General features: G+C 50.4%; 25 protein-coding genes, 2 pseudogenes and 1 riboswitch. Of the genes and pseudogenes, 6 read left to right on the forward strand and 21 right to left on the reverse strand.

From position 1 onward, the window contains the following. Window positions 1-296: 296 nt before the first annotated feature. The 11 genes and pseudogenes from GO003_RS16265 to GO003_RS16320 form a co-directional block, all read right to left on the reverse strand. On the reverse strand, window positions 297-1,289 hold the full coding sequence (locus GO003_RS16265; RefSeq protein ID WP_231089032.1) for a CobW family GTP-binding protein: 993 nt from the start codon (window positions 1,287-1,289) through the stop codon (window positions 297-299). Between the two features lie 53 nt (window positions 1,290-1,342). Next, complete coding sequence (locus GO003_RS16270; RefSeq protein WP_159657884.1) at window positions 1,343-1,651, reverse strand: hypothetical protein; 309 nt, start codon at window positions 1,649-1,651, stop codon at window positions 1,343-1,345. A gap of 204 nt (window positions 1,652-1,855) precedes the next feature. After that, window positions 1,856-2,611: an HD-GYP domain-containing protein gene (locus tag GO003_RS16275; protein ID WP_159657882.1), complete on the reverse strand. Its 756-nt coding sequence runs from the start codon at window positions 2,609-2,611 to the stop codon at window positions 1,856-1,858. A 23-nt stretch (window positions 2,612-2,634) separates the two neighbouring features. Further along, window positions 2,635-3,012 (reverse strand): hypothetical protein, encoded by a 378-nt coding sequence (locus GO003_RS16280; protein ID WP_159657880.1) that lies wholly within the window; start codon window positions 3,010-3,012, stop codon window positions 2,635-2,637. Window positions 3,013-3,056: 44 nt separating this feature from the next. Continuing rightward, window positions 3,057-3,599, reverse strand: a complete 543-nt coding sequence (locus GO003_RS16285; RefSeq protein WP_159657878.1) for a hypothetical protein — start codon at window positions 3,597-3,599, stop codon at window positions 3,057-3,059. A gap of 158 nt (window positions 3,600-3,757) precedes the next feature. Further along, on the reverse strand, window positions 3,758-4,183 hold the full coding sequence (locus GO003_RS16290) for a MerC domain-containing protein (RefSeq protein ID WP_159657876.1): 426 nt from the start codon (window positions 4,181-4,183) through the stop codon (window positions 3,758-3,760). A gap of 23 nt (window positions 4,184-4,206) precedes the next feature. After that, window positions 4,207-4,575 (reverse strand): MerR family transcriptional regulator, encoded by a 369-nt coding sequence (locus GO003_RS16295; protein ID WP_159657874.1) that lies wholly within the window; start codon window positions 4,573-4,575, stop codon window positions 4,207-4,209. Further along, complete coding sequence (gene merA, locus GO003_RS16300; protein WP_159657872.1) at window positions 4,575-6,245, reverse strand: mercury(II) reductase; 1,671 nt, start codon at window positions 6,243-6,245, stop codon at window positions 4,575-4,577. The genes GO003_RS16295 and merA overlap by 1 nt, the downstream gene beginning before the upstream one ends. A 53-nt stretch (window positions 6,246-6,298) precedes the next feature. Continuing rightward, window positions 6,299-6,556, reverse strand: coding sequence for a heavy-metal-associated domain-containing protein (locus tag GO003_RS16305; RefSeq protein ID WP_159657870.1), 258 nt, complete (start codon window positions 6,554-6,556; stop codon window positions 6,299-6,301). Between the two features lie 14 nt (window positions 6,557-6,570). Then, window positions 6,571-7,286: pseudogene (locus GO003_RS26620) on the reverse strand (mercuric transporter MerT family protein). A gap of 157 nt (window positions 7,287-7,443) precedes the next feature. Continuing rightward, on the reverse strand, window positions 7,444-7,848 hold the full coding sequence (locus tag GO003_RS16320) for a MerR family transcriptional regulator (RefSeq protein WP_159657864.1): 405 nt from the start codon (window positions 7,846-7,848) through the stop codon (window positions 7,444-7,446). A 513-nt stretch (window positions 7,849-8,361) separates the two neighbouring features. Between GO003_RS16320 and GO003_RS16325 the strand changes: the two genes are divergently transcribed. Then, a complete protein-coding gene (locus GO003_RS16325) occupies window positions 8,362-8,997 on the forward strand; it encodes a pirin family protein (protein ID WP_159657862.1) in 636 nt (211 codons plus the stop codon). Window positions 8,998-9,036: 39 nt separating this feature from the next. On the opposite strand, the gene GO003_RS16330 is transcribed toward GO003_RS16325, so the two are convergent. The 5 genes from GO003_RS16330 to metE form a co-directional block, all read right to left on the reverse strand. Continuing rightward, window positions 9,037-9,636: a hypothetical protein gene (locus GO003_RS16330; RefSeq protein ID WP_206444714.1), complete on the reverse strand. Its 600-nt coding sequence runs from the start codon at window positions 9,634-9,636 to the stop codon at window positions 9,037-9,039. Window position 9,637: 1 nt separating this feature from the next. Next, window positions 9,638-10,219, reverse strand: a complete 582-nt coding sequence (locus tag GO003_RS16335; protein ID WP_036250286.1) for a hypothetical protein — start codon at window positions 10,217-10,219, stop codon at window positions 9,638-9,640. A 480-nt stretch (window positions 10,220-10,699) separates the two neighbouring features. After that, window positions 10,700-12,130 carry a DUF6513 domain-containing protein gene (locus GO003_RS16340; RefSeq protein ID WP_159657966.1) on the reverse strand — a complete coding sequence of 477 codons (1,431 nt, stop codon included), beginning with the start codon at window positions 12,128-12,130 and terminating at the stop codon, window positions 10,700-10,702. Window positions 12,131-12,155: 25 nt separating this feature from the next. Then, window positions 12,156-12,956: a methylenetetrahydrofolate reductase gene (locus GO003_RS16345; protein WP_159657965.1), complete on the reverse strand. Its 801-nt coding sequence runs from the start codon at window positions 12,954-12,956 to the stop codon at window positions 12,156-12,158. A gap of 81 nt (window positions 12,957-13,037) precedes the next feature. After that, the gene (metE, locus tag GO003_RS16350; protein ID WP_159657964.1) at window positions 13,038-15,332 is read right to left on the reverse strand and encodes a 5-methyltetrahydropteroyltriglutamate--homocysteine S-methyltransferase; all 2,295 of its coding nucleotides are present in this window, start codon (window positions 15,330-15,332) and stop codon (window positions 13,038-13,040) included. Between the two features lie 106 nt (window positions 15,333-15,438). Here metE and GO003_RS16355 point away from each other — a divergent pair, with 106 nt between their 5' ends. The 5 genes and pseudogenes from GO003_RS16355 to GO003_RS26410 form a co-directional block, all read left to right on the forward strand. Further along, window positions 15,439-16,323: a LysR family transcriptional regulator gene (locus GO003_RS16355; RefSeq protein ID WP_231089033.1), complete on the forward strand. Its 885-nt coding sequence runs from the start codon at window positions 15,439-15,441 to the stop codon at window positions 16,321-16,323. Window positions 16,324-16,479: 156 nt separating this feature from the next. Beyond that, window positions 16,480-16,696, forward strand: a riboswitch (cobalamin riboswitch). Window positions 16,697-16,812: 116 nt separating this feature from the next. Continuing rightward, a complete protein-coding gene (locus tag GO003_RS16360; protein WP_159654334.1) occupies window positions 16,813-19,605 on the forward strand; it encodes a ribonucleoside-diphosphate reductase subunit alpha in 2,793 nt (930 codons plus the stop codon). Then, complete coding sequence (locus GO003_RS16365; RefSeq protein WP_206444614.1) at window positions 19,602-20,738, forward strand: ribonucleotide-diphosphate reductase subunit beta; 1,137 nt, start codon at window positions 19,602-19,604, stop codon at window positions 20,736-20,738. Before GO003_RS16360 ends, GO003_RS16365 begins: the two co-directional genes overlap by 4 nt. Window positions 20,739-20,860: 122 nt before the next feature. Next, the gene (locus GO003_RS16370) at window positions 20,861-21,076 is read left to right on the forward strand and encodes a cysteine-rich CWC family protein (protein ID WP_231089034.1); all 216 of its coding nucleotides are present in this window, start codon (window positions 20,861-20,863) and stop codon (window positions 21,074-21,076) included. 12 nt (window positions 21,077-21,088) lie between these two features. After that, window positions 21,089-21,205: pseudogene (locus GO003_RS26410) on the forward strand (hypothetical protein); the annotation flags it as partial. On the opposite strand, the gene GO003_RS16375 reads toward GO003_RS26410, so the two are convergent. The 5 genes from GO003_RS16375 to GO003_RS26625 form a co-directional block, all read right to left on the reverse strand. Continuing rightward, window positions 21,185-22,132 carry a ParB/RepB/Spo0J family partition protein gene (locus tag GO003_RS16375; RefSeq protein WP_159654332.1) on the reverse strand — a complete coding sequence of 316 codons (948 nt, stop codon included), beginning with the start codon at window positions 22,130-22,132 and terminating at the stop codon, window positions 21,185-21,187. The pseudogene GO003_RS26410 and the gene GO003_RS16375 overlap by 21 nt on opposite strands. 72 nt (window positions 22,133-22,204) lie before the next feature. After that, window positions 22,205-23,044 (reverse strand): ParA family protein, encoded by an 840-nt coding sequence (locus GO003_RS16380; RefSeq protein ID WP_159654330.1) that lies wholly within the window; start codon window positions 23,042-23,044, stop codon window positions 22,205-22,207. Between the two features lie 175 nt (window positions 23,045-23,219). Next, window positions 23,220-24,914, reverse strand: coding sequence for a tyrosine-type recombinase/integrase (locus tag GO003_RS16385; protein ID WP_231089035.1), 1,695 nt, complete (start codon window positions 24,912-24,914; stop codon window positions 23,220-23,222). Further along, window positions 24,911-25,666, reverse strand: a complete 756-nt coding sequence (locus tag GO003_RS16390; protein WP_159654326.1) for a coiled-coil domain-containing protein — start codon at window positions 25,664-25,666, stop codon at window positions 24,911-24,913. The genes GO003_RS16385 and GO003_RS16390 overlap by 4 nt, the downstream gene beginning before the upstream one ends. Further along, window positions 25,588-25,812 (reverse strand): DNA-binding protein, encoded by a 225-nt coding sequence (locus GO003_RS26625; RefSeq protein ID WP_159654324.1) that lies wholly within the window; start codon window positions 25,810-25,812, stop codon window positions 25,588-25,590. The genes GO003_RS16390 and GO003_RS26625 overlap by 79 nt, the downstream gene beginning before the upstream one ends. Window positions 25,813-25,817: the final 5 nt, after the last annotated feature.

Raw genomic sequence — 25,817 nt, forward strand, 5'->3', positions numbered from 1 at the left:
ATTGAAGAAAGGAGGGGGGGTGATTAGCTCTTCTTGTTGGAGAACAAACTAACCGGCAGCCCATTATGAAAAAATTAAGCACGATTGTGATAATAAATGCCGTACCCAAGACCAGAGTCAAGCAAAAAGTTAAAAAGAGATTAAATGCTTAAGCAAATATTGATGAACTCTTTGCCAAACGCTTATGCAGATAATTAAAATTTCAATAAGGCATATAAAACGTGGTTTGCAGACTTTTTTAAAAATCCGTAATGAGTTAAGGCGGGGCGGGCTTTGCAGCCCTGGAAAGAGGATGCTTAATTCGAATCCGAACAACTGTTTACAGTGCAGCGGTTTAATGCTAGTAGATTATCCTGCCAGTTATTTTGGTTAGCGATTATTTCAATCCGGCTGTTTGCTGAAGGTTTGCACGGAACAATAGTCATTACCCCATCAACTGCATTAAAAATAAACCAGCCTTTGTTGGTCGCGAAAACGGCTTTTATCCTTTCTGCATCCAGTTGATTTAAAAACCGTGTTATGCGTACATAATCGAAGCAACTGTGTTCCGGAAATACAGTGCCATAACTCCGGTAACCGTCTGCTGCATTTTGTAGAGGCGAATTCATTCGCCTATAATCCGTATCAATTTGGATCGATCCAGCTTGATGGGCATCAGGAAAAGAGGCCTGCCTTTCCGGGTTTCTTGTTATATCCAGCCAGGCAACATCCAGTTGCCCTTGAACCGTTTGAGCGACAACCGCTTTACGGGGACGGCTGTCATCGGCCCAACGCTCGAACAACTCTGTCGCTGCTTGGTCGGCTAAATCCATTTTATTGGCGGCCAGCACATCGGATAAGGCGATTTGATCGATAAAGTTTTCGTGCGACGTGTAGCGGCTATCGCTTAATTTTCTCGGGTCAACCAGGCAAATATTGGCGCGCACGTCCAGCATGGTCCGAAAGTATCCTCCGGTGAGCATGTCAAGCACCCGCTTGGGGTGGCCTAAGCCTGTTGGTTCAATGAGCAAACGGTCCGGTTTGACTTCCGTTAACAAGCGATTAACGGCAACCTGAAAAGGCAGTCCCACCGCACAACACAGACAGCCCCCGGCTACTTCCCTGACTATCGAGCCCGAAGCCGCGAATATGGCGCCGTCAATGCCGACTTGTCCAAACTCATTAACTAAGACTGCCCATTTTTCGTCAGCCGGTTTTTGTTTAAGCAGATTAAGAATGGCCGTGGTTTTACCGGCGCCGAGGAACCCCATTACCATATTGGTTGGAATATTGGCAAACTTTCGGGTCACTTGGGCTTAAAACCATGTAAAGATAAAGCAGTAGAGAGGCGAAGCACGCGCCTCTAAAGTTTGATTTTATTAAACGCCAACAGCGCCGCAGTTAACGAAATCAGGAATAGCGCCGAAAAAACCATGACGGCGGTTACCGTATCTGCTGAAAGGAAACTACCCAATGCTGTCCCGGAAAACAGCATGATCCAAAAAGCAATATGGCAGGGACAGGCGAGTAATGCTAAAGATGCAAAACACCAACCGGTTAATCGCCTTCCCGGTGAAAGGGAGCGATCGAAATCTTGTTGTGCTAAAGAAGTTGCACAAGATTCGCTATCGCACTCGGATAAGTGGCCTATTTTATTTAAACATGTTTTCATTGGTCCGCCTTTCAATTGTTAAAAACCATTATTTTCCGGAAGGATCGCCGACAAATTCGCTTGGAGAGAATTTGAACAGCCAACGGCTGGCCCGAAGGGTGAAATACAAGAACGTATTTCATAGTGCATCAACGGCTTTTTGTTACCGGTCTTCTATCTTGCATTCGTCATCCGCACAGGCAGGCCTTCCCGGCCAGCTCATGGTTAATTCTCCAAACTAGACAAAATCAATCCTGTGGGTAACTCGCATTTGAGCGCCACCATTTCCCGCAACACCGCTTCTTCGGCAATAAAAGCCTCCACCGCCGAAGGGTCGAACTGAGTTCCCGACCGCTTGAGAATTTCCCGCTTCGCTGTATCGTAATCGCTCCCTTTTCGGTAAGGACGATTGGAAGTTATGGCGTCCAAAGTGTCGATGACGGCGAACAAGCGGGCACCGAGGGGAATCATTTCCCCGCTCAAACCGCCGGGATAACCGCTGCCGTCATAACGTTCCTCGTGGTTGAGAATAATCTCCGCGGCTTCCTGCATGAACGGCAAACGGACTACGATGGCGTGTCCTTTTTCAGGGTGGGTGCGCATTTCCGCCCATTCGTTTTCGTCGAGCGAGCCTTCTTTCAGCAAAATGGCATCTGCGATGCCGATTTTACCGATGTCGTGCAAAAGCGCGCCCCAATAGCATTGCCGCAACCGCATGGGATCGGAAATAAAACGCCGCGCCAGCACCAGAGTATGACAGGCCACCCGTTTGGAATGCAGGCCGGTTTCATGTTCGCGAAGATCGAGCGCCTCTACCAAAGCCTCGGCGAATGCCGAATACACATCGTCCGGCCAAGAAGCCGCCTTGCGTCCGTCCAGAAAACAATTCTCGCAGCAGCAACGGCCGCCGCTGGCGCTATGCAGTTGCCTACCGATCCGGCGTCCGCAACTCGTACAGGTTAAATCCGATGCATTGTCCATAATCCGCCTTTCTTTGTTTCAATTCATTTACTGCAACAGCCCATATTTTCACCAAAAACACCGGCATAATTTGTTTGCCACGCTAAACGCGCAATGAAATAGTGCGAATCTTTATGAAATACCTCCAGGCAATGAGGACAGCGACAAAACTCAACCGGTTTGCCGTTAAAATCCATTGTCACGGTAGTATTAACCGGTTTTTCAGCTAAACAAACCGGACACACTGTCAAACCGGATGTTTCGGCCAGACATGAATCAGGGTCGGTTATGAATAACTCCAGACAACCCTTACAACAAAACCAATATTGCTTCCCTGCATGGTTATGTTGAACGGCTTTTTTCTTGGGGATGCCTAATCTGACTAATGAACATCCACAAGCCGGGCAAATGGGGGTTTCCATCGTTTGAATCTCTGATGAGTGATGCTTTAGGATATCGAGCTTGATCAATAGGTATAGTCAAAATCGGCTTGTCTTCTTAGATCCAGCATTTCCTGAAGGCTAACGGGTTTAAAGATTTTCTTTGCATAATCCGCGATCTCGCCCATGTCCTTATCAGGTTCAGGTGCTATATCCGAGACAATGAGAAAACCTTTGTTAACGTAAAACCGCGCACCTTCCTTGTGCAGCGTTATAAGATAATCACCGTAAGTTTCGGGAATTTGATTGAGAGGCATGTCCAACTGAGTAAAGAGGGCCCTTCGCAGATTTTCCGGGATTTTGTAGTCCTGAATGGAATCCTTATCCGAGAACCAACCCATTTTAAATGTGTTGATGCCATCAGCATCAACCACGACATCCACAGCCAAGCCTTGATTAAGTGCAGCCAAAATCATGTTATAAGCGACACAGATTTGCGCATCGTCCTGTTTTAGGCTGGTTTTAAATGCACAAAGAGACGTCCACTTTGCTCTCCTTGAGCCGCCATGAGCGGCATGGGCAAAACTAAGGTAAAAATAAGCATCATAAGACTTTTTTTTCATATTCATTACTTTATTCCTCCAAGAGGATCAATGTATTAGAAAATAACTGATAAAATTAATTAAAATGAGCATCCACAAACTTGGCAAATGAGGGGCCTCATCGTTTATTTCATAAAAAAACCATTATCTTCCGGAAGCATCACCGAGTGTATCAGCGGGTTTTGTCACCGGTCTTCCGTCTTGCATTCGTCATCCGCACAAGCAGGGCTGTTGCGTCCGATCATAAAATCCCAGACATTAGCGACGACAAAAAGCGCAAGCCCTATATAGACCAGCATCACGGCGACCGGCAATATCCCCGTAACGGTAAGACCTAAGCCGAGGGTGCTGACCGATGCGCCGATGCCGCCGGTCCAGAACGCGAGCATCGCTTCCTCCGAGAGCGCTGCATGTTTCCTCGCGGAACGATAAAGCGTCCATAAATTTAAACCGGCGAACCCCACAAACATCGGCAACAAAAAGGCGTCGTTTATCAGAAAGCCAAGCCCGACGGCAGCCACGGCGCTGAGCACCACAGTGACGCCAAGACAGCAGGCCGCGGCAACCGCGGCGCCGAACAAACCGCCATATTGACTTAATTTTTCATTCATTTTAATGCTCCACAATATTTTGCTTAAAGCGAGACCATAAAATGTTGCTTCAGGCTTTGTTCAAAACAATTCAATCTATTTCGGCATGTTTCAATGTATCGAATCAATTCAGCCAGACTTGTTTCCGTAGCGTCATCGTCCTTGTTATTACGGGCAGCCAATAACCGGTCGATTTGCTCTAACGGAATACCCACATCGCGAGCCATTCGAATAAACCGCAACCGTTCGATCACCGGCTCGTAAAACAAGAACATACCCCCCGCTGTTTTGTCGTTAACCTGAATCAAGCCGCGATCGATATAGGTTCTAATGCAATGAACGCTGATACCGGTTTGCTTAGCCAGGGTTGAGAGCCTGATCAGCTTGTCATCCTTAAAACAGGCATTCATCATTAGCCCGCGCAACAGGAGAGTTCTTTCACGTCCTTGACAAAGGTTTGCGCGCACAGTTTGAGGCCTTCGACCATCGTCAAATACGGGAACAATTGTCCGGCCAGGTCTTCTATCGTCATCCGGTTATGGATGGCCAACGCCGCCGTCTGGATCATCTCGCCCGCTTCCGGAGCAAGGATTTGCGCGCCAAGCAAACGGCGGCTGCCTTCTTCCATGACCAGTTTGACAAAGCCTCTGGTTTCAAAGTTAGCCAGGGCGCGCGGCACATTCTCCAGCGGCAGCAGGCGGCTGTCGGTTTCGATATTCTTCAGGTGCGCTTCGGCTTCAGTCAAGCCAACGGTGGCCATTTGCGGCTCGGTAAACATCACCGCCGGCATCGCCGACAGATCGATGGCGGCATCGCCGCCGGTCATATTGATCGCGGCGCGGGTTCCGGCCGCTGCCGCGACATAGACGAACTGCGGCTGGTCAGTGCAATCGCCGGCGGCATAGATATGTTCGACATTGGTGCGCATGTGATCGTCAATGCTGATAGTGCCATCCTTGTTGACTTTAACCCCCGTTTTTTCCAGACCCAGACTTTCCGTATTAGGCGGTCTACCGGTGGCAATCAGTAATTGGTCTCCGATAAGAATTTGGCCTGACCGAGTTTTCAGGGTAAATTTTCCTGAACCGAATAGGCTCTTTTTATAGCTCACGGCTTCTGGCTGAGTATTGGTTAGGATAGTCATACCTTCGTCTTCCATGACGGCTTGCAATACTGAGCCTATGGCGGGATCTTCCCGATACATGAGCGTATGGCGAGCCAGCAACGTTACTTTCGACCCTAGCCGTAAAAAGGCTTGCGCCAGTTCCAGAGCGACTATCGCTGAACCAATGACGATTAAATGTTCCGGCAGTTTTTCCGCCACCAATGCTTCGGTGGAAGTCCAGTAAGGCGTGCCCGCCAAACCCGGAATGGGCGGTATGCCAGGAGACGATCCGGTGGCGATGAGAAAGCGGTCTGCGGTGATTTCGGTGAATTCGCCATGTTCCTGGTCGACAATGAGCGTGTTGGCGTTTTTGAACCGCGCCTGCCCTTTGATCAAATTGATCTCAGGATGGGTTGCCAGAATATTTTCATATTTGGCCGCTCTGAGTTCATCGACTCTGGCTTGCTGCTGGGCAACCAGTTGTTTGCGGTTTATCAGCGCTTGCTGTTTTTTAATGCCGGCAAACGCGTGATTTTTTTGTAAATGGGCGATATGCGCCGCGCGGATCATGATTTTGGAAGGCACGCAGCCGATATTGACGCAAGTGCCGCCAATGATGGGGCTGCGTTCAATCATCGTTACTTTGGCGCCTTTTTCCACTGCTTTCAGGGCGCAAGCGAAAGCGCCCGAACCACTGCCGATGATCGCCACATGGAGCGGCTTGCCATGGGTTGCCGCCGCTGTTTTTTTATCGGTTCTTGCCCTTTTGTCGTCAATCTCCTTAACCTGATAACCTTTTTGCGCAATGTGCTCAAGCAGTGATTCAAGACGGGTTTCACCGGTAACCGTTAAGGCGCCAATGCCTTCCGGGTAAGAAACTTTAATCGCAACACCCTCAAGCGCATTGAGTTTTTTCTCGATGCCCTCGGCACAGCTGGGACAGGTCATGCCCTCAATTTTCAGTTTTTTAGTCCACATGAGGATTTCCTTCTAGCTTAAACACAGTTTCAATAGCCATGACTGTCTTCAATTTAACAACAACGTGGCGAAACGAAACATTTATCTGTCTCGGCAGTTTTACCGTCTATTTCTTTAACCTGATAACCTTGTTGAGCAATGTGCTCAAGCAGTGATTCAAGACGGGTTTCACCGGTAACCGTCAGGATGCCAATGCCTTCCGGGTGCGAAACTTTAATCTCGACGCCTTCAAGCTCATTCAATTTTTTCTCGATGGCATCGGCACAGCTTGGGCAGGTCATACCATCAATTTTCAGTTTTTTAGTCCACATAACGATTCCTTGAATTACTTTGGCTGGTGAACAGTCGCCGGATAACCGGCATTTGTAGTCGCTTTAATCAAGGCTTCTATACTGGTTTTTTGCGGATCAAACGTGACGTCTGCCATTTTAGTATCCCCATCAACACTCACCTTTTGCACACCATCGACACTCTGTAGGGCTTTTTTAATGGTGATTTTACACATCGCACAGGTCATGTTCTGCATATCCAATGTGACGGATTGGCTGCTGTTTTGCTTTTGCACTTGAACAGGAACAGCTGCTTCAGCATGAGCTGTTTGAAATAATAAAGGCGTGATTAATAAGCTCAACGTTAAACATACGGTTTTTATAGTCATCATCATTCTCCTTAATCCATAAAAATTGGGGCGTACCAGGGAAAGGCCAACAGCAGCAAGATCGACGCAGAGCCGCTCCAGAAGATAATTCGCTGTTTGTGTTTAACTTCTGGTAATGCACAGGCCTCACCCTCTTTACAGCTAGCCGGTATCAAATAGAGCCTGCGATACCCCAGACCAATAAAAATCAGGGTGAGAATAATAAAATAAGGCCTGACCGTTTCCATCGAAGTCAAGGCGCTCATCCACGCACCGCCAATCCCTAAGGATAAAAGCAGTAAGGGGCCGACACAGCAAACCGATGCGCCAATGGCGGCCAGGCCGGCGCCGATCCCTAACCAGGATGAGTCTTCTTGGGGTGGTGTTTCATGTTCTGTAGTCATAAGAATTTTCCTAAATAAAAACAAAGCGTCTGATAATCGGCATTCGGCAAAGGCCTAGCGAATGCTGAGAATGTCAGGTTTAATAAAGCACGAAGAAAAGTTTAAACCCTGTTCCATAGAACAGTGTCAAGCAGAATTTACATTATTTTTTGAATACTCAGGATTTTGAGTCCGAGTTATTTGAAAGTGCATCGATGAGGGAACAATGTTCTGCAGAAGAATCGCTCTGGCAGCGTTTTACCAGCGCCTCCAATACATTATGAAGCGCCGTTAAATCTTTTATTTGCGCATCGATTTGCAGGCATTTCTGTTCGGCAATTTCTCGCACGTCGGCGCAATGACCGGCATCGAGCGACAACAGTTGGGCAATTTCTTTTAAGGTAAAACCCGCTTGTTGCGCGCGTTTGATAAATCGGATTCTGGCTATGGCATTGGCCGGATAATGCCGGTAACCGCTAAAGGGTTTGCCGGGCTCATCCAGCAAACCGATACGCTGGTAATAGCGGATGGTTTCAATGGTGACTTCGGCTTGTTTCGCTAGATTTCCAATTGTAAGTTTCATCTTTGCACCAACAGGTGTGTTTCAGAAAGCGACCAATGATGTGACGCGCGATTGATGGGTCCGATGCAAAAACGCACAGCCTGATCTGCATCCAGCATAGCGGTTCACAAGCCACATCAAGGGCGGGAATGTCATGTAGTAGCGTAACGTGCTTTGGTGAGCATCTTTTCCTAAATATCTATTTTGTCAACTTGTTCTCTGGCAAAATACTCTAAAGTTATCAAGCAATCATGGACTGTATTACGCATATCCAATCAGTCATTGAATATAGTCTAATATGAACGTCTTCTTTTCAGCCAATTGTGCACAGTTACAAATGTATAGTGAAGAGCACTAAGCTAAAATCAACAAAATCGGTTGAGAATTTTGCCGCATACCGACATAAAAAACTACCCGAGATTGCCTAAAAATAGGTTTTATCTTGAATGATTTCAGTATGAAACTTTAATGAATACTCAGGGAGAGTTAATTCTTTGATGTTACTTATTTACGAAGGAATCCTTACTGTCACCCATGTTGCATCAAGACCACCTTGGCTATCGCGGTGATTTGAAGCCTGGTTCGGTGCAATGGATGACCGCTGGCCGTGGAATCATTCATTCCGAAATGCCGCAACAAGAGAGCGGCCGCATGCGCGGGTTCCAGCTTTGGGTGAATCTGCCCGCTCGGGAAAAAATGAAACCACCTGCGTACCAGGATATTCAACCCGAGGAAATTCCCTTGCTTACTCTGCAGAACGGAGGCCGGGTAAAAGTCGTCGCGGGGACTGCTCAGATTGAAGGTCAAGTAGTATCCGGCTCTATCCAGGGAATGAGTACCGACCCTTTGTTTCTTGATGTTCGGCTCACAGCAGATGGTCATTTTGTCCAGCCGATTGCTCAAAGGCATAACGAATTCCTTTATCTTTACGAGGGCTTGGCCAAAGTCGGTTCAATACCAGAAAGTCGGTTGCTGGCAACCCATGCCGTCGGCGTGCTCTCCGAAGGGGATCGCGTGGAAATTCACGCAGGGAGGAAAGGAGCCTCTTTTCTGAGGCTTGCGGCCAAACCCTTACATGAGCCGGTTGTCCAGTATGGCCCTTTTGTGATGAACACACGCGATGAAATTGGACAGGCACTTGCGGATTATCGGGATGGGAAGTTGATGTAAGCCCGACCATCCAGCAGCAGTTCTTGAGGCACAGTTTGGTCAATAACTTCGCAGTTCTTTCTTGCTTCTTTCCTTGATGACAATAACGCTTAGAGTACTTAATGAACGATGCAATTTTTTGTTGTCCCAATTTTCATGTATCAAGTCGCTGATTACTTCATGAGCCAGTTCAAGCTCCCTATAGTTCATTAAATACGGACTCACTGGCAGCAGCCTTGGCTCAAAAAGCCTTTGAACTGATTTGTCTTCCAGACGAGTCTGTTTTTCATTTAGAAGATTTGCTTTCTCTACTTCTTGTTCAGGGCTTAAGTATTTCGGATGGTGGGTTTCCCGAATGCGTTCAGTAACCAAAAACCATGTGCCGTCGTCGAAGTACTCTTGTTCATCCGGATAGGTAACTTTTCTGTTCTTTCTAAACCTTTTGTTGGCTATCTTTTGATGGTTTTCATCGATCGCCTGCAATTGCTCGCATTCGATCCGCAATAGCGCATGGCTCTTATCTTTATTGAAACCCGAGCTGTTCCCTCTCTTATCGACACACTCTTCAATAGGCAAATATTCCAGGACGTCACGATCACGGTTGATGTTGGTGCATGCCGAAATCAGTAATGCCTGTATAAGTACCAAAGCCAGTTTCATTTTACCCTTGGCGTTGCTTAAGCTCGCGTCCAATTACCGATTGCAGCTCTCGGTAACGCCATGGGCTACAGAGTGTTTTATGCCCGATCGTTGAATTAGCAGCCATTAACCCATAGAGATCAACCAAGTTCGTGTTGGAAATCTCGTTTAATCGGTTTGGCAAAATCTTCACTTTGTCGTTACGGGCCTTAATCGATTTTTGCCCATCTATTTCCGCCCATAGTCTCGTTCGGTATTTGTTGGCTAGATCTTGAGGTATCCGCAGTTCTGGATAATTCTCATCAATGTAAAGTCCTTTTACAAATTCCCAGCAAAGTGAATTTTCCTCTAATGGTTCTTTCGAGGCATGCCTTCCGTGCTCGGAACTCCCATGAAGGCTTGATTCAGAAAATTTTTGAACCATCACAATCCGATGGCATTCATGATGGGCTTGCAAATATCCTTGCTCTCCACTGATTTTAGTTTCCGTCATTCGCTTCATTGCGCATGCATCCAGTTCTGCGTTTTTTTCCAGCGCAAATCTTTGAGCTTGAGTACACCCAGTCAACCAGCCCGCCATCATTAAAACAACCAATCTAACCATAACCTTTCTCTCGAGCTCCCTCGGGCGTTTAACTATCGAATTTACCCTGATCCAGCATCTCACACTCTTAAAACAATGCAAGGGTGCATCGATGTCATCTTTCTAATCCTGGGGGGGGGGGGGTGGTAAACCCGTGAATTAACCTGAAATAATGAAAAATTTATTTAGTAATTCACTAAAAAATTCATTTATTTACATGATTGGTGATGATTACACCTATTATCATCACTTATCATGAAAAACCAAAAGTACGACTTCTTCGACAAGATTTAAGGCAGTTATCGTTTGACACAAAATGTAAAAAACTCCGGCAGAGACAGAATTGCTAACAACATCTAATGTTGGCCCCTTCTAAATTGGAGGGAATGATTTTCTGGCTTGTATGTGCAACGGCTCGCATTGAGCCGTTTAGCCGGCATTCTGCAACTTAATCCCAATTCAGACGGCCTTGGCAACTCGTTGATGCTCTTCGTAGTCTGGTTAAGTTTTGTGATTATTTGAAGGTGTAGGGCAAGGCGACGACGATGCTTTCAACTTTGTCCCTTGCGGCGTGTAACAATTGGGGTCGACGGGCGCGTCTTCGGCGGCCCGGCCGTGGATACCCCAGTCAAGCGGTTGATCCTGGACGTAGCGCTTACCCAATTCCTGCGCGATTTGGGCGCGGGCCAATTCGACGCCGAGATAAAAGGCGTGCCCGCCGTCGTTCTCGACGCCCAAATGCGGAAACAAGGCGAATGGGTCGGCGTTCGTCCACAAGCCCTCGCGGTTGAAGATATGAATCCCTTCGGCTGAAATCATGATGCGAAAGCTGGGGTCGCGGATGGCGGCCTGTAGCTCTTGCATTTCCGCCAACGGCAGAGGAAACGGCGCACGTTCGTGTAGCGCCATCAGACCGTCGTTGATATGTTTCGGCAGGCGATTGGTTTCGTGCGCGGCCAGCATGATGCGGCGGGTAAGATCGGCTTCCTTGATCGCCCTGCAGGCGTGTTTGCTGACTTGAGTCGCCAAAATCTGGCGTATGTGCAATTCCGAACAAATGCCCAGCAGCATGGCGTTCATGCCGGCGGTATCGGCATGCGTCATTTCGGTGAGATTACCCACGCCCATCATGATTTCCACGTCCGGATGCCGCCGCCTGACTTCGTGGTAGCGAACGATCGAGTCGGTAAAGCCAAAATGAATCGGGTCGAGAATGGGGTCGACGATGAATCGTCGGCCTTTCACCGTCATTTTGGCAATCGTGCGGTCGAGCGAATCCAAATCGGCGTGCGGCGTGGCAATCAAAACCGGCGTCGAGGCCACTTCATCGGCGATCCACAGCGTATCTTCGTTGAGGCTCAACAGATAATCGGCGCCGGCCCGGCCCGCAAGCAACAGATTATCGCTATCGAGCGAATCGACGCTGATCAAAAAGCCCTCGCTCTTCAGGGCTTTGATGGCATCGGCCAAATGCGGAAACGGGGTAGACGGCAAGCAGCCCAGATCGATGACATCCGCGCCGTCACGCCGGTATTCCTCGGCTCGGCGAACGATGGCGGCGACATTAATGTGCGGCGCTTCGACAATTTCCGCGAAGATGCGCAGTTCGTAGCGGCTCAGGTCCGGGCGTTGGCGGACTTTGCCGAAAAATTCCGGCAAGTCGTGCAGTTCTTCCGGGCCGCGTTCTACCGGTATCCCGAAATGCCGGGACAAGGCGTCCAAATCGCCCCGGCAGCGGCCAGGCACCAGAATCCGGTCGGCGCCGAAAGTATCGGTCAGGCGGCGTTGAATCATGTCGGCCGTCATCAGCGCCGCCACCGTGACGCCGAGAACATGAACGGTATAGTCAAAATCTGGCGACAGGTCTTCGATGGTACGGCGCAACTGCTTTTCGGCCAATTTCCCGGTAAGAAACAGAATATGCTCTGCCATGTGTTACGTATTCTTGAAGACGGCGTCATAAGAATTGCTCAACGCGTTTCGGCTGATGGCATTGGGAATGGCTGTGTTGGTATGGCTTGACCAAGCTTACGCGCTCGAAATATTTTTTTAACTCCACCTTGATCGGCATGAAATACACATGCCAACCGTTTTCCGCCGCCGAGTTGATCAGTCGATTGGCGAATTCGACGTTCCAGTCGTAATCAGGTCTGAAATGCTTTGGAAACTTGACGTGATTTTTTACTTCCCAATAGTTCTGCGAGGCCAGCGTCACCACGGGACTGATGCCGATGTAGGTTTCCAAATCATCCATATGTTCGGCAAATAATTCCATCAGGCGATGATCGTAGAATGGTTGCGAAAAAAAGCCGTTGGCGCCGGCATCGGCCTTGCGCTGAATGTAATGGCATTCGTGTTGCAAGCCTTGTCTGTGCGGGTCGAATCCGGCGTAAATGCTCAGCTTCGGAAAACGCCGGCGGACCGCCCGAATCAAGTCAACCACGTCGGTATTGCAATAGTTGCGTTTCAAACCTTCCGGTGGGTCGCCTGTGACCAGCAAGACGTCGTCGAGTTGGTATTGCTCGATGATGCGATACAACTCGCCGCTTTCGATTTTAAAATCAATGGCCCGAAAATGCGGCATGAAACGGTATTTCCTCCGGTCGATGCGCGTCGCAAGCTCCCAACTGCGGATATCGAAACGCTGAATATCCGGCACGTTGATGATATTGATACTGCTATCCAGGCTCTGCACAAACGCATATTGCTTATCAAAGGCTTCCAGCGTTCTGGGGACGATTTCAAACGAAATATTCATCGGCTATCGAATGTTCAGCTATTGGCTTATTGCAAAGCCCCGGCAATCGGCCGGGGCGGTTCATAGAAGAAACGACGAGGATTAACCCAGCGTAGCGCGCAACGTCTTGGCGGCGGCCACCATCTGGGTCAGTGCCGGTATCACTTCATCCCACTGGCGGGTTTTCAGGCCGCAATCCGGGTTGACCCACAGCCGTTCGGCCGGAATGCGTTCGGCGGCTTTGCGCATCAGCGCAACGATATGCTGCTCGCTCGGAATATTGGGCGAATGGATGTCGTACACGCCGGGACCGATGCCGTTCGGGTAGTTGAAATGCTCGAAGGCATCCAGCAATTCCATGTCGGAACGCGAGGTCTCGATGGTGATGGCATCGGCGTCCATGTCGGCGATGGCGGCGATGATGTCGTTGAATTCGGAGTAACACATGTGGGTGTGTATCTGCGTCTCGTCGGCTACGCCGCCCGTCGTGATACGGAACGCTTCCACCGCCCAATCCAGATACGCCTGCCATTGCGATTTGCGTAACGGCAAACCTTCGCGTAGGGCCGCTTCGTCGATTTGAATCACGCCGATACCGGCTTTCTCCAAATCCAGCACTTCCGCGCGGATGGCCAAGGCCAGCTGCTTACAGGTGACCGAACGCGGCTGGTCGTCGCGGACGAACGACCAGTTCAAAATGGTCACCGGCCCGGTCAGCATGCCTTTCATCGGTTTGTCGGTCAGCGATTGGGCGTAGCTGATCCATTCGACGGTCATCGCCTGCGGGCGGCTGATGTCGCCGAACAGAATGGGCGGTTTGACGCAACGCGAACCGTAAGACTGCACCCAACCGGATTGGCTGAATGCGTAGCCGTCGAGCTGTTCGCCGAAATATTCCACCATGTCGTTACGCTCGGCTTCGCCATGCACGAAGACGTCCAAACCGAGCGCTTCCTGTTCGCGCACGCAACGGGCTATTTCGGCCCGCATTACGGCTTTATAGCCGGCTTCACTCAGTTTTCCCGATTTGAATTGGCTGCGTGCCAGGCGAATTTCAGAGGTCTGCGGAAACGAGCCGATGGTCGTGGTGGGAAACTTGGGCAGTTTCAATAGCGCAGCCTGCTTGATGGCACGTTGCGCATACGCACTTTGGCGTTGTCCCCGTTGCGAGCTAATACCGACAAGAGCGGCTTTGACCGCTGGATTATTAACTCGCGGTGAATGGCGGCGTGCTTCAATGGCGGCGCGGTTAGCCTCCAATTCGACTTTGGTAGCCTCCCGGCCTTGATTTAACGCGGTAGCCAACACCTGTAGTTCACCGAGTTTTTGTTTGGCAAAGGCCAGCCAGGATTTGATTTCGGCGTCGAGTTTCTGCTCGCTGTCCAGATCGACCGGCATGTGCAGCAGCGAACACGACGGCGCGAGCCACAGGCGTTCGCCCAGTTGTTGAGCAATCGGTTCCAGCCAATCCAGCACGGTGTTGAGGTCGGTTTTCCAGATATTGCGGCCATTGATTACGCCGAGCGATAGCACTTTGTCCGCAGGCAACTGCTCGATCAGCGGTTCGACATCATTGCGGCCGTTGACGGCATCGACGTGCAGGCCGGCCACCGGCAAATTGGCGGCGAGACAGAGGTTTTCCGCCAGTTCGCCGAAATAAGTCGCCAGCAACAGTTTGACCCGACAGTCGCTTAAGTGCTGGTAAGCCCTATCAAACGCGCCTTGCCAAACGGCATCGAGTTCGGTGACCAGAATCGGTTCGTCGATCTGCACCCATTCGATACCTGCATTTGCCAGCGTTTCCAGCAACGCCGCGTAAACCGGCAGTAGCTTGGGCAACAGTGCCAGCTTGTCAGAGTCGTCTTTGGCCTTGCCCAGCCATAAGTAGGTGACCGGGCCGATGATCACCGGCTTGGTGGCGACGCCTTGCGCCTTGGCTTCGGCCAGTTGTTCCAGCAGGCGCGAGGCGTCCAGTTTGAAATCCGTGGCGACGGTGAACTCGGGCACGATGTAGTGATAATTGGTATCAAACCACTTGGTCATTTCGCCGGCAGCCACGCCACCGCAACACGCTGAGGCTTCGTTGGCGGATTGCGCCGAACGGCCACGGGCGACCCGAAAGTAATTGTCCAACGCGTCGCCGTGGAAATGTTGTACCCGCTCAGGCAAGTTGCCCAAGGTAAAGCTCATGTCCAGCACTTGGTCGTAAAAGGCGAAGTCGCCGACCGGCACCCAATCCAGTCCGGCTTGCAGTTGCCAATGGCGCTGGCGTAACTGCTGGCCGAGTGTTTTAAGATCGTCGCGCGAGGACTGGCCTTGCCAGTACGACTCTAAAGCAAACTTCAGCTCGCGTTTGGCGCCGATACGGGGAAAACCTAAATTGTGAATTTTCGTCATGAAAAATACCGTCTGTTGAATGTTTGACACATAAAACATTGTAAACAGACAAACGAATGACGATAATCGATGATTCTTCATCTATTCATGAGGTATATTCATCAATATGGAATTGATCCACCTGCGCATCCTGCTGGCGTTAAAACGCCACGGCACCCTGAGCGCCGCCGCCGAAACCCTGCATCTGACCCAATCGGCGCTGTCGCATCAAATCAAAAACCTGGAGCAGCGCCTGGGCGTAACGCTGTGGTATAAGCAAGGTAGGGTGCTGGTATTGAGCCAGGCCGGGCGCTATTTGTCGGAGGTGGCCGAGTCGGTCATAGCCACCGTTGATTCGGCAGAAAATCATTTGGCGCAGTTGGCCAAAGGCAAAACCGGCAAGCTGACCATCGGTATCGAATGCCATGCCTGCTACGAATGGTTCCGCAATATTCTGCAACCCTATTTACGCGCCTGGCCGGATTTAAGCGTCGAAGTTACCTCCCGTTATCGCTTTGAATCGTTCGAAGCCATCCGCCAATACAAACTGGATGCAGTGTTGACTTCCGACCCGGTCAATAACGGCTTGCTCAGCTACCAGCCGCTGTTCGATTTTGAGTTGGTGTTGATCGTGGCTGACAGCCATCCCTTAGCCGGACGCGCCGAAATCACGCCCGACGACCTGCGTGGCGAAACCGTGTTGACTTACCCCGTGGTCCGAGACCGCCTCGACATGTTCCGCAAGGTGCTGCAACCGGCCGGCATCGAACCCGCCGCTCATATCCAGGTCGAGGAAACCGATATCATGCTGCAACTGGCCGCCGCCGGCCGCGGTGTCTGTCTGCTACCGGAATGGCTGCTCGCTGACAAATCCGCCAAACTCGGCCTGACCGGCTTGCGTTTCGTCGGCCTGCCCATCGGTAAAACCATGTATTTGGCTTGTCGCCACGAGGACATTGGCTTGGAATATTTACAGTGGTTAGTGGAGCATGCCGGTAAGTCGGTGGCATGATTTACAAGCGGGCCGGGTTGGATTGGATTGCGCACATCAGGCACTAAAATCAGAATGGCAGTGCATTCAAGCACAAAACACAACATATAGTTAAAAAATGTCGCTATAAATTCTATATATAGTTATTATAGCTTGACAACACTCCCTATGGACTCTAAACTTTCATTCTAAGACGGTTCCCCCGACGGGGATTAAAAGGGAATCCGGTAGGCGCTTGTGCGTTTTTCGCATAAGTGCCGGTAAGCCGGAGCTGCCCCCGCAACTGTAATCGGCGAGTTTAGGTTCACCCCGTGCCACTGGACGCGAGTCCGGGAAGGCCGAACCGAGACGGCGACCCGAAAGCCAGGAGACCTGCCCTCGAAACCTTTATCAACCAGGAGCGGGGTGTCTCCGAGGACGATGGCAAGCATTGCGGTTCGGGCTATTTCGGCTTCCGTTTTGCGTCTGCCGTTGCGGCTTCATGTCCCCGCTCCCTTCGTGGAGAAACACATGGATACTGCCGCTCAACCCGCCAGCTCTTATCCTGGCACAGCCGAAAATGTTACACTCGCCCTGTCTCGCCCGATGGATAGTGGCTTGGAAGTCATTCGCCGCAACCGTTCCGTGGTCGCGTTTCAACCGGAAAAAATCGCCATCGCCATCACCAAAGCCTTTTTGGCTGTGGAAGGCCAGCACAGTGTCAATTCGGCGCGGATCCGCGATCAGGTGGCCCAACTCACTGCCAGCGTCGTCGACGCCTTGACGCGGCGCTTGCCCGGCGGCGGCACGGTGCATATCGAGGACATTCAGGACCAGGTGGAACTGGCGTTGATGCGTTCCGGCGCCCATGACGTGGCCCGCGCTTATGTTCTCTACCGAGAAAAACACGCCGAACAGCGCGCGGCCCAGCAAGCAATCGGCAATGCCACACCCGCTTTGCAAGTGGACGACCACGGCCAACGCCGGCCGCTGGACAGTGCCGCGTTCATCGCGCTGTGCCGCGAGGCTTGCGCCGGCCTAACCGGTGTCGATGCCGAGCGGGTTTGGGCAGAAACCTTGACCAATCTGTACGACGGCATGCCTCTGGCGGCGGTGCGTCAGGCCTTGGTCTTGGCGGCGCGCACCTTGATCGAAGCCGAGCCGGACTATGCCAAAGTCGCCGCGCGATTGCTGTTAAGCAATCTGCGCCTGGAAGCGACCGGTTCGGCATTGACGCAAACCGACATGGCCGAACGCTACGCCGGTTGCTTTGCCGATTTCATCGCTGCCGGCGTCGCCGCCGAGTTACTCGACCCTCGGCTGGCCGAGTTCGATCTGGAAAAACTGGGCTTGGCCTTACAGGCCGAGCGTGATCTGCAATTCGATTACCTGGGTCTGCAAACCCTGTACGACCGCTATTTTTTACACATCGACGGCCGCCGTATCGAACTGCCGCAGTGCTTTTTCATGCGGGTGGCGATGGGCTTGGCATTAAACGAGATCGACCGCGAAACGCGCGCTATCGAATTTTACCGCCTGCTATCGAGCTTCGACTTTATGTGTTCGACGCCGACCTTGTTCAACAGCGGCACTCGCCATTCCCAACTGTCGTCGTGCTATCTGACCACGGTGTCGGACGATTTGGACGGCATTTACCAAAGCATCAAGGAAAACGCGCTGCTGCAAAAATACGCCGGCGGCCTGGGCAACGACTGGACGCCGGTGCGGGCGCTGGGCAGCCGGATCAAGGGCACCAACGGCCATAGCCAGGGCGTGATTCCGTTCTTGAAAGTGGTCAACGACACCGCCGTCGCGGTCAACCAAGGCGGCAAGCGCAAGGGCGCGGTGTGCGCTTATCTGGAAAACTGGCATCTGGATTTCGAGGAATTTCTGGAACTGCGCAAAAACACCGGCGACGAGCGCCGCCGTTGCCACGACATGAACACCGCCGCCTGGGTGTCGGACCTGTTCATGCAGCGGGTGCGGGAAAACAGTGATTGGACTTTATTTTCGCCGGTGGACGTGCCGGATTTGCACGATTTGTACGGCGCGGCCTTTGCCGAGGCTTACCAAACCTACGAAGCCAAGGCCGAGCGCGGCGAGATCCCATTGTTCAAGCGGATCAGTGCTGTGCAATTGTGGCGCAAGATGTTGACCATGCTGTTCGAAACCGGCCATCCCTGGATTACCTTCAAGGACGCCTGCAATCTGCGTTCGCCGCAGCAGCACGTCGGGGTGATCCACAGTTCCAACCTCTGTACCGAGATCACGCTGAATACCTCTAATAATGAAACTGCCGTCTGCAATCTGGGCTCGGTGAATCTGGCCGCGCACTTGGTTGAACTTAACGGCGAATGGCAACTGGACGCCGACAAATTGCAACGCACCATTAACACCGCGATGCGGATGCTGGACAATGTCATCGACATCAATTTTTACGCCACTGTCAAAGCGCGTAACGCCAACCTGCGCCACCGCCCGGTCGGCCTGGGCATGATGGGTTTCTCCGATTGCCTGCACCAACTGGGTATCGCTTACGCCAGCCCGGAAGCCGTGGCGTTTGCCGATTATTCCGCCGAATTGTTGTGTTACTACGCGTACCAAGCCTCAGCCGATTTGGCCGAGCAACGCGGCCGCTACAGCAGCTTTGCCGGCAGTTTGTGGCAACAAGGTTTGCTGCCGCCGGATACCTTGGAACATTTGGCCGAAACCCGCGGTGATTTGGGCGTGGCTGCGGGCGGCCGTCTTGACTGGAACGCGTTACGCGAACGCATTGCTCAGGTCGGCATACGCAACTCCAATTGCGTGGCAATTGCGCCGACTGCAACGATTTCCAACATCGTCGGCGTCTCGGCGTCTATAGAGCCGGTCTATCAGAATCTATACGTCAAATCCAATCTGTCCGGCGAGTTCACCGTGGTCAACGCCGCATTGGTACGCGAGTTGAAAGCCCTGGATTTATGGGATGCGGTGATGGTCGCCGACCTGAAATACTTCGACGGCTCGCTAGCCGCCATCGAGCGGGTGCCGGACGAGATCAAGGCGCGTTATGCCACCGCGTTTGAAATCGAGCCGGAATGGTTGATCGAAGCCGCCGCCCGCCGGCAGAAATGGATAGACCAGTCGCAATCGCTGAATTTGTACGTCGCCGCCCCGACCGGCAGTAAACTGGACCAGATGTACCGCCTGGCCTGGCAACGGGGCTTGAAGACCACTTATTACCTGCGCACCTTGGGTGCCACGGCGATGGAAAAAGCCGGTGCCGACGAGGCGGCGCCTAAGGCCTGTTCGATTAATGATCCGGATTGCGAGGCCTGCCAATGAAGACTACGTTAAGCTTTGACGATTGGGATACGTCCGCTTCTTCGTCTGTAAGTATCGGGGCATCGGTCAACGTGACCGGACAGCCAGCAATTCATAACATAGACAGCCGAACCATTGCAGCGGGTTCGACAATGGCGGCCGTCGATCCTGAACAGAAACGGGTGGTCAACGGCCAAGCCGACATCAACCAACTGGCGCCGTTCAAATACCCATGGGCATGGTCGTTTTTTCTGAATGCCAACCGCAACCATTGGACGCCGCTGGAAATCTCGATGGCGCAGGACGTGCACGATTACCAGCACAAATTGACGCCGGCCGAGCGCCACGTATTCGAGAATGTGCTGGCTTACTTAACCACCTCGGACATCCTGGCAATGCGCAACATCGGCCTGGCGGTGATGGAGAAAATGAGTGCGCCGGAACTGCAAATCTACCAGGCCCGGCAAGTTTACGAGGAAGCGCTGCACACCTGGACTTACCAGCATTGCATCGAAACCCTGGGTATTGACCAACGCGAGATTTACAACCGTTACCGGGTGGTACCGGAAATCCACGGCAAGATCGCCTTGGCCCACCGCCGCTTGCAGGGCGTGTTGCAATCCGGCAGGCCGTTGACCGACCGCGACGCGCTGCACGAATTCGCCATGGCCTATCTGTTCTTTGCCGCCGTGTTCGAGGGTTGCTGGTTTTACAACGGCTTCAGTCCGATATTCGCGTTGCAGCGGCGCGGTTTGATGAAGGGCGCCGCCGAGCAGCTGCAATACATCATGCGCGACGAGGTGTTGCATTGCGCGTTCGGCATCCGCGTGGTCAGACAATTATTGGATGAAGAAAATCTCGCGCTCGACCCACACGCGCTGCGGCAGATGTGGGATGAAGCCGAAGCTGCCGAAGCGGCTTACGCCGGTTACATCCTGCGCGAGCCGATATTGGGCTACAACGCCGGGTTACATATCGAGCAATTCCGCTACGTTGCCAACCGCCGCGCCCGCCAATTAAGCTTGGCAGAACCCTTTCCCGGCGCCGCCAACGTATTACCGTGGCTGGACGAGCAAGCCAATTTGCGCAAGGAGAAAAACTTTTTCGAAACGCGGGTGACGGAATATCAGACCGGTGGAGCTTTGGTTTGGTAATAGGCGTCGAGAGTGGCCGAAATTGACAAAATCGAGGCCAATCATGGCGACTACCCTAAATCTGCTATTTGAAGTATGGAGTAATGCACTTTTGATTGCTGATTTTCCACTGGGGAGACTTCTTGTTCAGCAAAAATTTCGATAGTAAACATGAAGCGAAACATTGTCCGCGTTGTCAGGGTCAGTTTATTTGTAAGGCTAATCGCATTCATCGCTGTGATTGTTCGAACATTTGTTTGTCCTTTGAAACGATTGAGTATGTCCGCCAACTTTACGATGAATGCTTATGTCTGGCTTGCTTGAAAGAGTTAGAAGCTATTGTAACGTCCCTAAAATAACTTCAGCAGCCTAATCCAGGAGATTGTTGTGTATTTTGCTCCTATAGTTCGGTTAAGTGCCCACCCATTCAAGAGCATAAGAGTCATGCTGCGAATCCCAGTATCCCTTCATTCTTCAGATCGTCTTAACAGCCCGTTGACAAACTCATGAAGTGCCTTTTCCTGATCACTATTCAACGCGGCACATGACAATGTCAGAGTAATCTTTTTTCCATTGTTTTTTAACTTGCCTACTGCCTTGCCTTTTTGATTAACGAAAAGCATGGGCTCCGAATTTGATTGACTTCCAGATGATGAATTTGATTTTTGTTTGAATGAAGCTGATGTCGCTATTTTTTCGACCTCGGAAGCCACTCTAATCTGAGTCAATTCCCCGGCTTCAACAAGCTCAATCGCTTTTAGCGTTGCTTCACGATAATTTTGATGGTCGATTGGATCTTTAGCAAAGAGTCTTTTCAGTTCCTCTGCCGCAGTTCGATTGAGTAAGAATGGATTTTCATCCAATTTCGATCTCAACCAGTCCGGCAGCTCCATAAACGCCAAATAGCGGTAGAGTTCGCTTCTCGTTTTTTTAAGATAGCGAGCTAACTCAGTTCGGCTTCCGAAATTTTCTTCCACACCATGAATGGCCAAAGCCACTTCATAATCGCTCAAGCCTTCGCGATCAAGGTTTTCGGCCACCGCTATCAATCGCATTTGCATATCAACGGCGCATTTCACTATGGCGCTGATATGCGGTTTTTTAAGCTGCTGATGTGCACGCCAACGTCTTTCGCCCGCGATAATTTGAAACCGGTTTCCATGTTTTCTAACAACGATAGGTTCAATTAAACCGTGCACATCGATTGATTCAGCGAGCTGTTCAATTTTTAATTGGTTAAAGTCTCTCCGGGGTTGCCATGGATTCGGGTCTATCAATTCCATTGCTATAGGTTGACTTTCGCCGTCGCTACTGGTCAATGAAAAGATTGGGTCCGATGCCAAATGCTGATCGAGATTGGTCTTGGATAAAGACTTTAGTTTATCAAGAGGGGATTGTTTTTTAGTGTCGTTCATTTTTAGGATTCCTTGGCTGTCTCACTCTGGGACAGAGAAAATTTTTCCGTCCCATTCTGGGACGCGTCCAATCTAATTTCCGATCGCTTCTTGGTTGTGTTGCTCAAGACCTAACTTATCGATCAGATACCGCGCCAATTCCTCAAAATCTTTGGCTACTTTCCCGTCTTTTTCCAATTTTCGTATCGGCATGCGTGCGATCGATGCTTCGCCAACTTTTGCGCCTGCATGGATCACCATCGGCAATATGTTGCCAATCTTCTCTTGTACCGTTTCAAAAATAGCTTTGCAGGCCCGTCTTCTTTCATCGTGTCTTGAAATCAATACGCCGATATTGATCAATTCCGGATTGATGCTTTCTTTGATTCGGTTGATAAATGCGGTAAGGTCAGCCACCCCGTACAAAGGGTATTGACTGCTCGTTTCAATTGGAACTATGTAGTGGGTTGACGCTGCCAAAGCATTACCGGTCAGCAATCTCAGTGATGGTGGTGTGTCGATAATGATGACATCATACGCTTCACGCAGCATTTCAATACGACGGCGCATTTCTTCATACGGTCTTGGCGAATAATTTCTCAGCGCCTCTTCGACTGATTGATCAAGTTCTAGCGACCCTGGAATTAAATGCACATTTTCAAACCCTGGATTTGTTTCGATTTGAATCGATTCCATAATTTCCTCAAGACTGCCACGGAACAATACGCTTGAGTTTTTGCTTAACGTGGACGGGTGCGCGACACAAACATGAGTGCTTGCATTTGCTTGAGGATCAACGTCGATTAAAAGCACATTGAATCCTTGAGCGCCTAGTTCGGCTGCCAAATTTACGGCAAGTGTTGTTTTGGCTGAGCCGCCTTTTTGAATGGCTACGGTAATGACCGGCGCTAATCCTGTTTTTTTCTCGCTCATTGTTTTTCCTGTTTATTAAATTGAGTGAATTATTGGCATGTGTCTCATTGTGGGACATTGCGATTTGTACGAAGCACGGTTCATTTTCCACACAATTCGAATAATGCAACCAACCACAAAAAGATTCCTTTCCAGGAGTGTGTCTCATTGTGGGACGATTTTTTTATCGCTGCGACTAAGATGCCTTTTCTTTGTCGCTCAATCCCAGCATGGCCTTATAGCGCTCATCCCGGTCGGTATGAACATAGATGGAGGTCGTGGCAATGTTGCTGTGACCAAGATTGTCTCGAACGATTGCCAAGGGAACACCGTTGGCAACAGCGTGACTATCATGCGTGTGCCGCAGCCAATGCGTGCTGGCTCGTTTTAGTTTTTCTGCTGCCAAAGGGTCTTTATCAGCTACTTCACTCGCCGCATCTTCGAAAAATCTTTTGAGTTTTTGATAAAGTCCTGACGCGCTAAGCGCTTCTCTGCCTTCCCCGCGCAGCTTTCCGAGAATGGGCGTGTCCTCAGACACGTAGCCAACTGGGCCGAGTTTTCTATCCCGAAGATGAGCATTAATTCCATCCATAAGGCTTGGTGGTACGGGTATCTCTCGATGTTTATTACCTTTTCCAGTAACATCAAGCCACCATTGATCGCCATCAAAGTTTGATACTTGCTTTAGGTCGCCAACTCGTGCTTTCACTATTTCGTGAAGTCGAAGTCCAGTTTGGTATGCAAACTTTAGGATAAAGGCCGTGCGCCGGTAATCATTGCGTTGCGCTTCTGTTAAAGTTGAATTTTTCGCCTGATTCTCAGCAAATACGTTAATTTGCCCCCATAATGCAGGAGACAGCACACGATCTGTACTGTTGGTTCTTCGTCCATATCCTTGTGTGCTTAACCCTGTAAATGGATTGCTATCCAAATAGCGCTGACCCACCAGCCATTCACAAAGACCGCTCAGGATGACTTCGGACTGACGGATGCTGGATGGTTTAAGTGGCCCTTTTAATGGGCGCCATTCAGGTGACCATCTTGGCGCAGGCTTGCCAACCCATCGATCGGCTGGATGAGGATCAGCAAGAAACCGTCTGTATTCAGCACAGTCAGGCGTTGTAATTGAAGACAAGGCCTTTCCTTTCTCAAGGATCGCCCACAGCAGGAATCTTTCCGCTTCTTTTCGATATGCGCGGTGTGTCGATGTGTCGTCGCCCCACAGCGATAGCCAGGCCATTATTGACTCGTAGTCATTACGTGCCTCAATTCTGCATCGTTCAACTGGAACCCGGTTTGTACCGGTTTCACCTGTTAAATGCGCCGGCGGAGCAAATCGTTCCAATGGTGCAATGCGATTACTAACAACAACCACGTCTAGATATGCCGCCTTACTAGGCGACAGGTCCAACGAAATGCCTAAATCAATCGCTGATGCCGAAAAAAAATCGTGGATAACTTCTGCTGATTGCTTACCAAGATTGGGTACTTTTTTCCACCAACTGCCTCCGTGCTGATTGATAAACACTGCGAGCTCTGCCAATGTTTTTATTTTTTTGACACTGGCTAATCGAGCTGAAATTCGATGAGGAAGCCATCGGTTGTAATGATCATCCAATCGAGGCTTGGGATCTGGTTTAGATTTGAGCGATTCGACGGATTTGAGCGCTCGACTCATCCAGTCTTGGCTGTATTCCCGTTCCTGCTCCCATAGTTTTGCATCAGCGTCCAGTCCAAGCTGTTTTGCCTTTCTGGAAAGCTTTTCGCGTAACTGCTTGACCGCTCGAATAACATCATTCCGGTCTGCATCTTCGAGATACAGTTCTCCCATAACATCCCATGAGACGCCTTGAATCCAACTGCGTATCAAAGCCATTTCACGCGGATTCAAAGCTCTACCTTTTCACTTGAAGGTTTTTCGGATGGACGACGCTGTTTTTTTACCAACGCTTGCAACTTGGTTGTTTTTTCTTTCTCCATGCTCAAAGCTTTTTCCATGTCTGCCAAGTTGCCCCGCAACTGGTCAATTTGATCTTCCAGTTTACCCTGACGTTCTAACTGATCCCCAACCTGATTCATGACTTGTGTCAATCTTGCCCGTAACGACTCCTGATCGAGTTTTGCTGTTTCCAAAGAACGATTCAGACTAGTAATGGTTTTGGCCTGCTCATTCCGGGCCGCATCTTTTTCCTCCTCGATACGTTTCAAATGCCAGAGATGATCTCTCTCCGATTTTTCTGCCCATTCCTTGGCTTGCGCTTCGTGAGCTTTTCGCGATTCCCCTAATGCTCCTTCAATCCTTGAAAGATTTTCTCTAGTAACGCCAAGTTCCGATTCGGCTTCTTTCAAACTAACAGCTGTCTTGTTTAATTTTTCCGAGATTTCTTTATTCAAAGTAATTTGAGATGAAATATCCTGGCTCAATTTTTCATTCTCATTTTTCCACTCATCTGTTTTTGCCTTGATCTCTTTTTCAAAGCAGTCGATGCGAGATTTCCACTCTAATTCTTTGACGGTTATCTCCCGATTCCTTTCCTCATACTCTTTTTTGGCCTCGCCTAGTGCTAACTTCCATAATGATTCGGCGGCATATTGGGATGCTCCAATTTTTTGCGATGCCTTTCGACAAAATGGAGAGTCCAATCATTCATGGCCCTCTTGATCACAGCAGGGCTATTCACATGAATGCGATCTCGGATGGCATCAATAGTCGGGAAACGTCCTTCTTCCAGGAAGACCGTATTGCAACATTCATAGGCCAATGAGTAGGTGTCAGATCGCTTTTCCATACTGA

Origin of the sequence: Methylicorpusculum oleiharenae (genome assembly GCF_009828925.2) — a bacterium.
Lineage (GTDB): Bacteria > Pseudomonadota > Gammaproteobacteria > Methylococcales > Methylomonadaceae > Methylicorpusculum > Methylicorpusculum oleiharenae.

What these genes read in the sequence shown, in the direction of transcription:
- GO003_RS16325 (WP_159657862.1), top strand. Translation starts at nt 8,362, where the DNA reads ATGTTGCATCAAGACCACCTTGGCTATCGCGGTGATTTGAAGCCTGGT.
- GO003_RS16360 (WP_159654334.1), top strand. Translation starts at nt 16,813, where the DNA reads ATGGATACTGCCGCTCAACCCGCCAGCTCTTATCCTGGCACAGCCGAA.
- GO003_RS16280 (WP_159657880.1), bottom strand. Translation starts at nt 3,012, where the DNA reads ATGGAAACCCCCATTTGCCCGGCTTGTGGATGTTCATTAGTCAGATTA.
- GO003_RS16380 (WP_159654330.1), bottom strand. Translation starts at nt 23,044, where the DNA reads ATGAGCGAGAAAAAAACAGGATTAGCGCCGGTCATTACCGTAGCCATT.
- GO003_RS16320 (WP_159657864.1), bottom strand. Translation starts at nt 7,848, where the DNA reads ATGAAACTTACAATTGGAAATCTAGCGAAACAAGCCGAAGTCACCATT.
- metE (WP_159657964.1), bottom strand. Translation starts at nt 15,332, where the DNA reads ATGACGAAAATTCACAATTTAGGTTTTCCCCGTATCGGCGCCAAACGC.
- GO003_RS16340 (WP_159657966.1), bottom strand. Translation starts at nt 12,130, where the DNA reads ATGGCAGAGCATATTCTGTTTCTTACCGGGAAATTGGCCGAAAAGCAG.
- GO003_RS16375 (WP_159654332.1), bottom strand. Translation starts at nt 22,132, where the DNA reads ATGAACGACACTAAAAAACAATCCCCTCTTGATAAACTAAAGTCTTTA.
- GO003_RS16365 (WP_206444614.1), top strand. Translation starts at nt 19,602, where the DNA reads ATGAAGACTACGTTAAGCTTTGACGATTGGGATACGTCCGCTTCTTCG.
- GO003_RS16295 (WP_159657874.1), bottom strand. Translation starts at nt 4,575, where the DNA reads ATGATGAATGCCTGTTTTAAGGATGACAAGCTGATCAGGCTCTCAACC.
- GO003_RS16330 (WP_206444714.1), bottom strand. Translation starts at nt 9,636, where the DNA reads ATGAAACTGGCTTTGGTACTTATACAGGCATTACTGATTTCGGCATGC.
- GO003_RS26625 (WP_159654324.1), bottom strand. Translation starts at nt 25,812, where the DNA reads ATGGAAAAGCGATCTGACACCTACTCATTGGCCTATGAATGTTGCAAT.
- merA (WP_159657872.1), bottom strand. Translation starts at nt 6,245, where the DNA reads ATGTGGACTAAAAAACTGAAAATTGAGGGCATGACCTGTCCCAGCTGT.
- GO003_RS16285 (WP_159657878.1), bottom strand. Translation starts at nt 3,599, where the DNA reads ATGAATATGAAAAAAAAGTCTTATGATGCTTATTTTTACCTTAGTTTT.
- GO003_RS16335 (WP_036250286.1), bottom strand. Translation starts at nt 10,219, where the DNA reads ATGGTTAGATTGGTTGTTTTAATGATGGCGGGCTGGTTGACTGGGTGT.
- GO003_RS16305 (WP_159657870.1), bottom strand. Translation starts at nt 6,556, where the DNA reads ATGTGGACTAAAAAACTGAAAATTGATGGTATGACCTGCCCAAGCTGT.
- GO003_RS16290 (WP_159657876.1), bottom strand. Translation starts at nt 4,183, where the DNA reads ATGAATGAAAAATTAAGTCAATATGGCGGTTTGTTCGGCGCCGCGGTT.
- GO003_RS16355 (WP_231089033.1), top strand. Translation starts at nt 15,439, where the DNA reads ATGGAATTGATCCACCTGCGCATCCTGCTGGCGTTAAAACGCCACGGC.
- GO003_RS16345 (WP_159657965.1), bottom strand. Translation starts at nt 12,956, where the DNA reads ATGAATATTTCGTTTGAAATCGTCCCCAGAACGCTGGAAGCCTTTGAT.
- GO003_RS16270 (WP_159657884.1), bottom strand. Translation starts at nt 1,651, where the DNA reads ATGAAAACATGTTTAAATAAAATAGGCCACTTATCCGAGTGCGATAGC.
- GO003_RS16275 (WP_159657882.1), bottom strand. Translation starts at nt 2,611, where the DNA reads ATGGACAATGCATCGGATTTAACCTGTACGAGTTGCGGACGCCGGATC.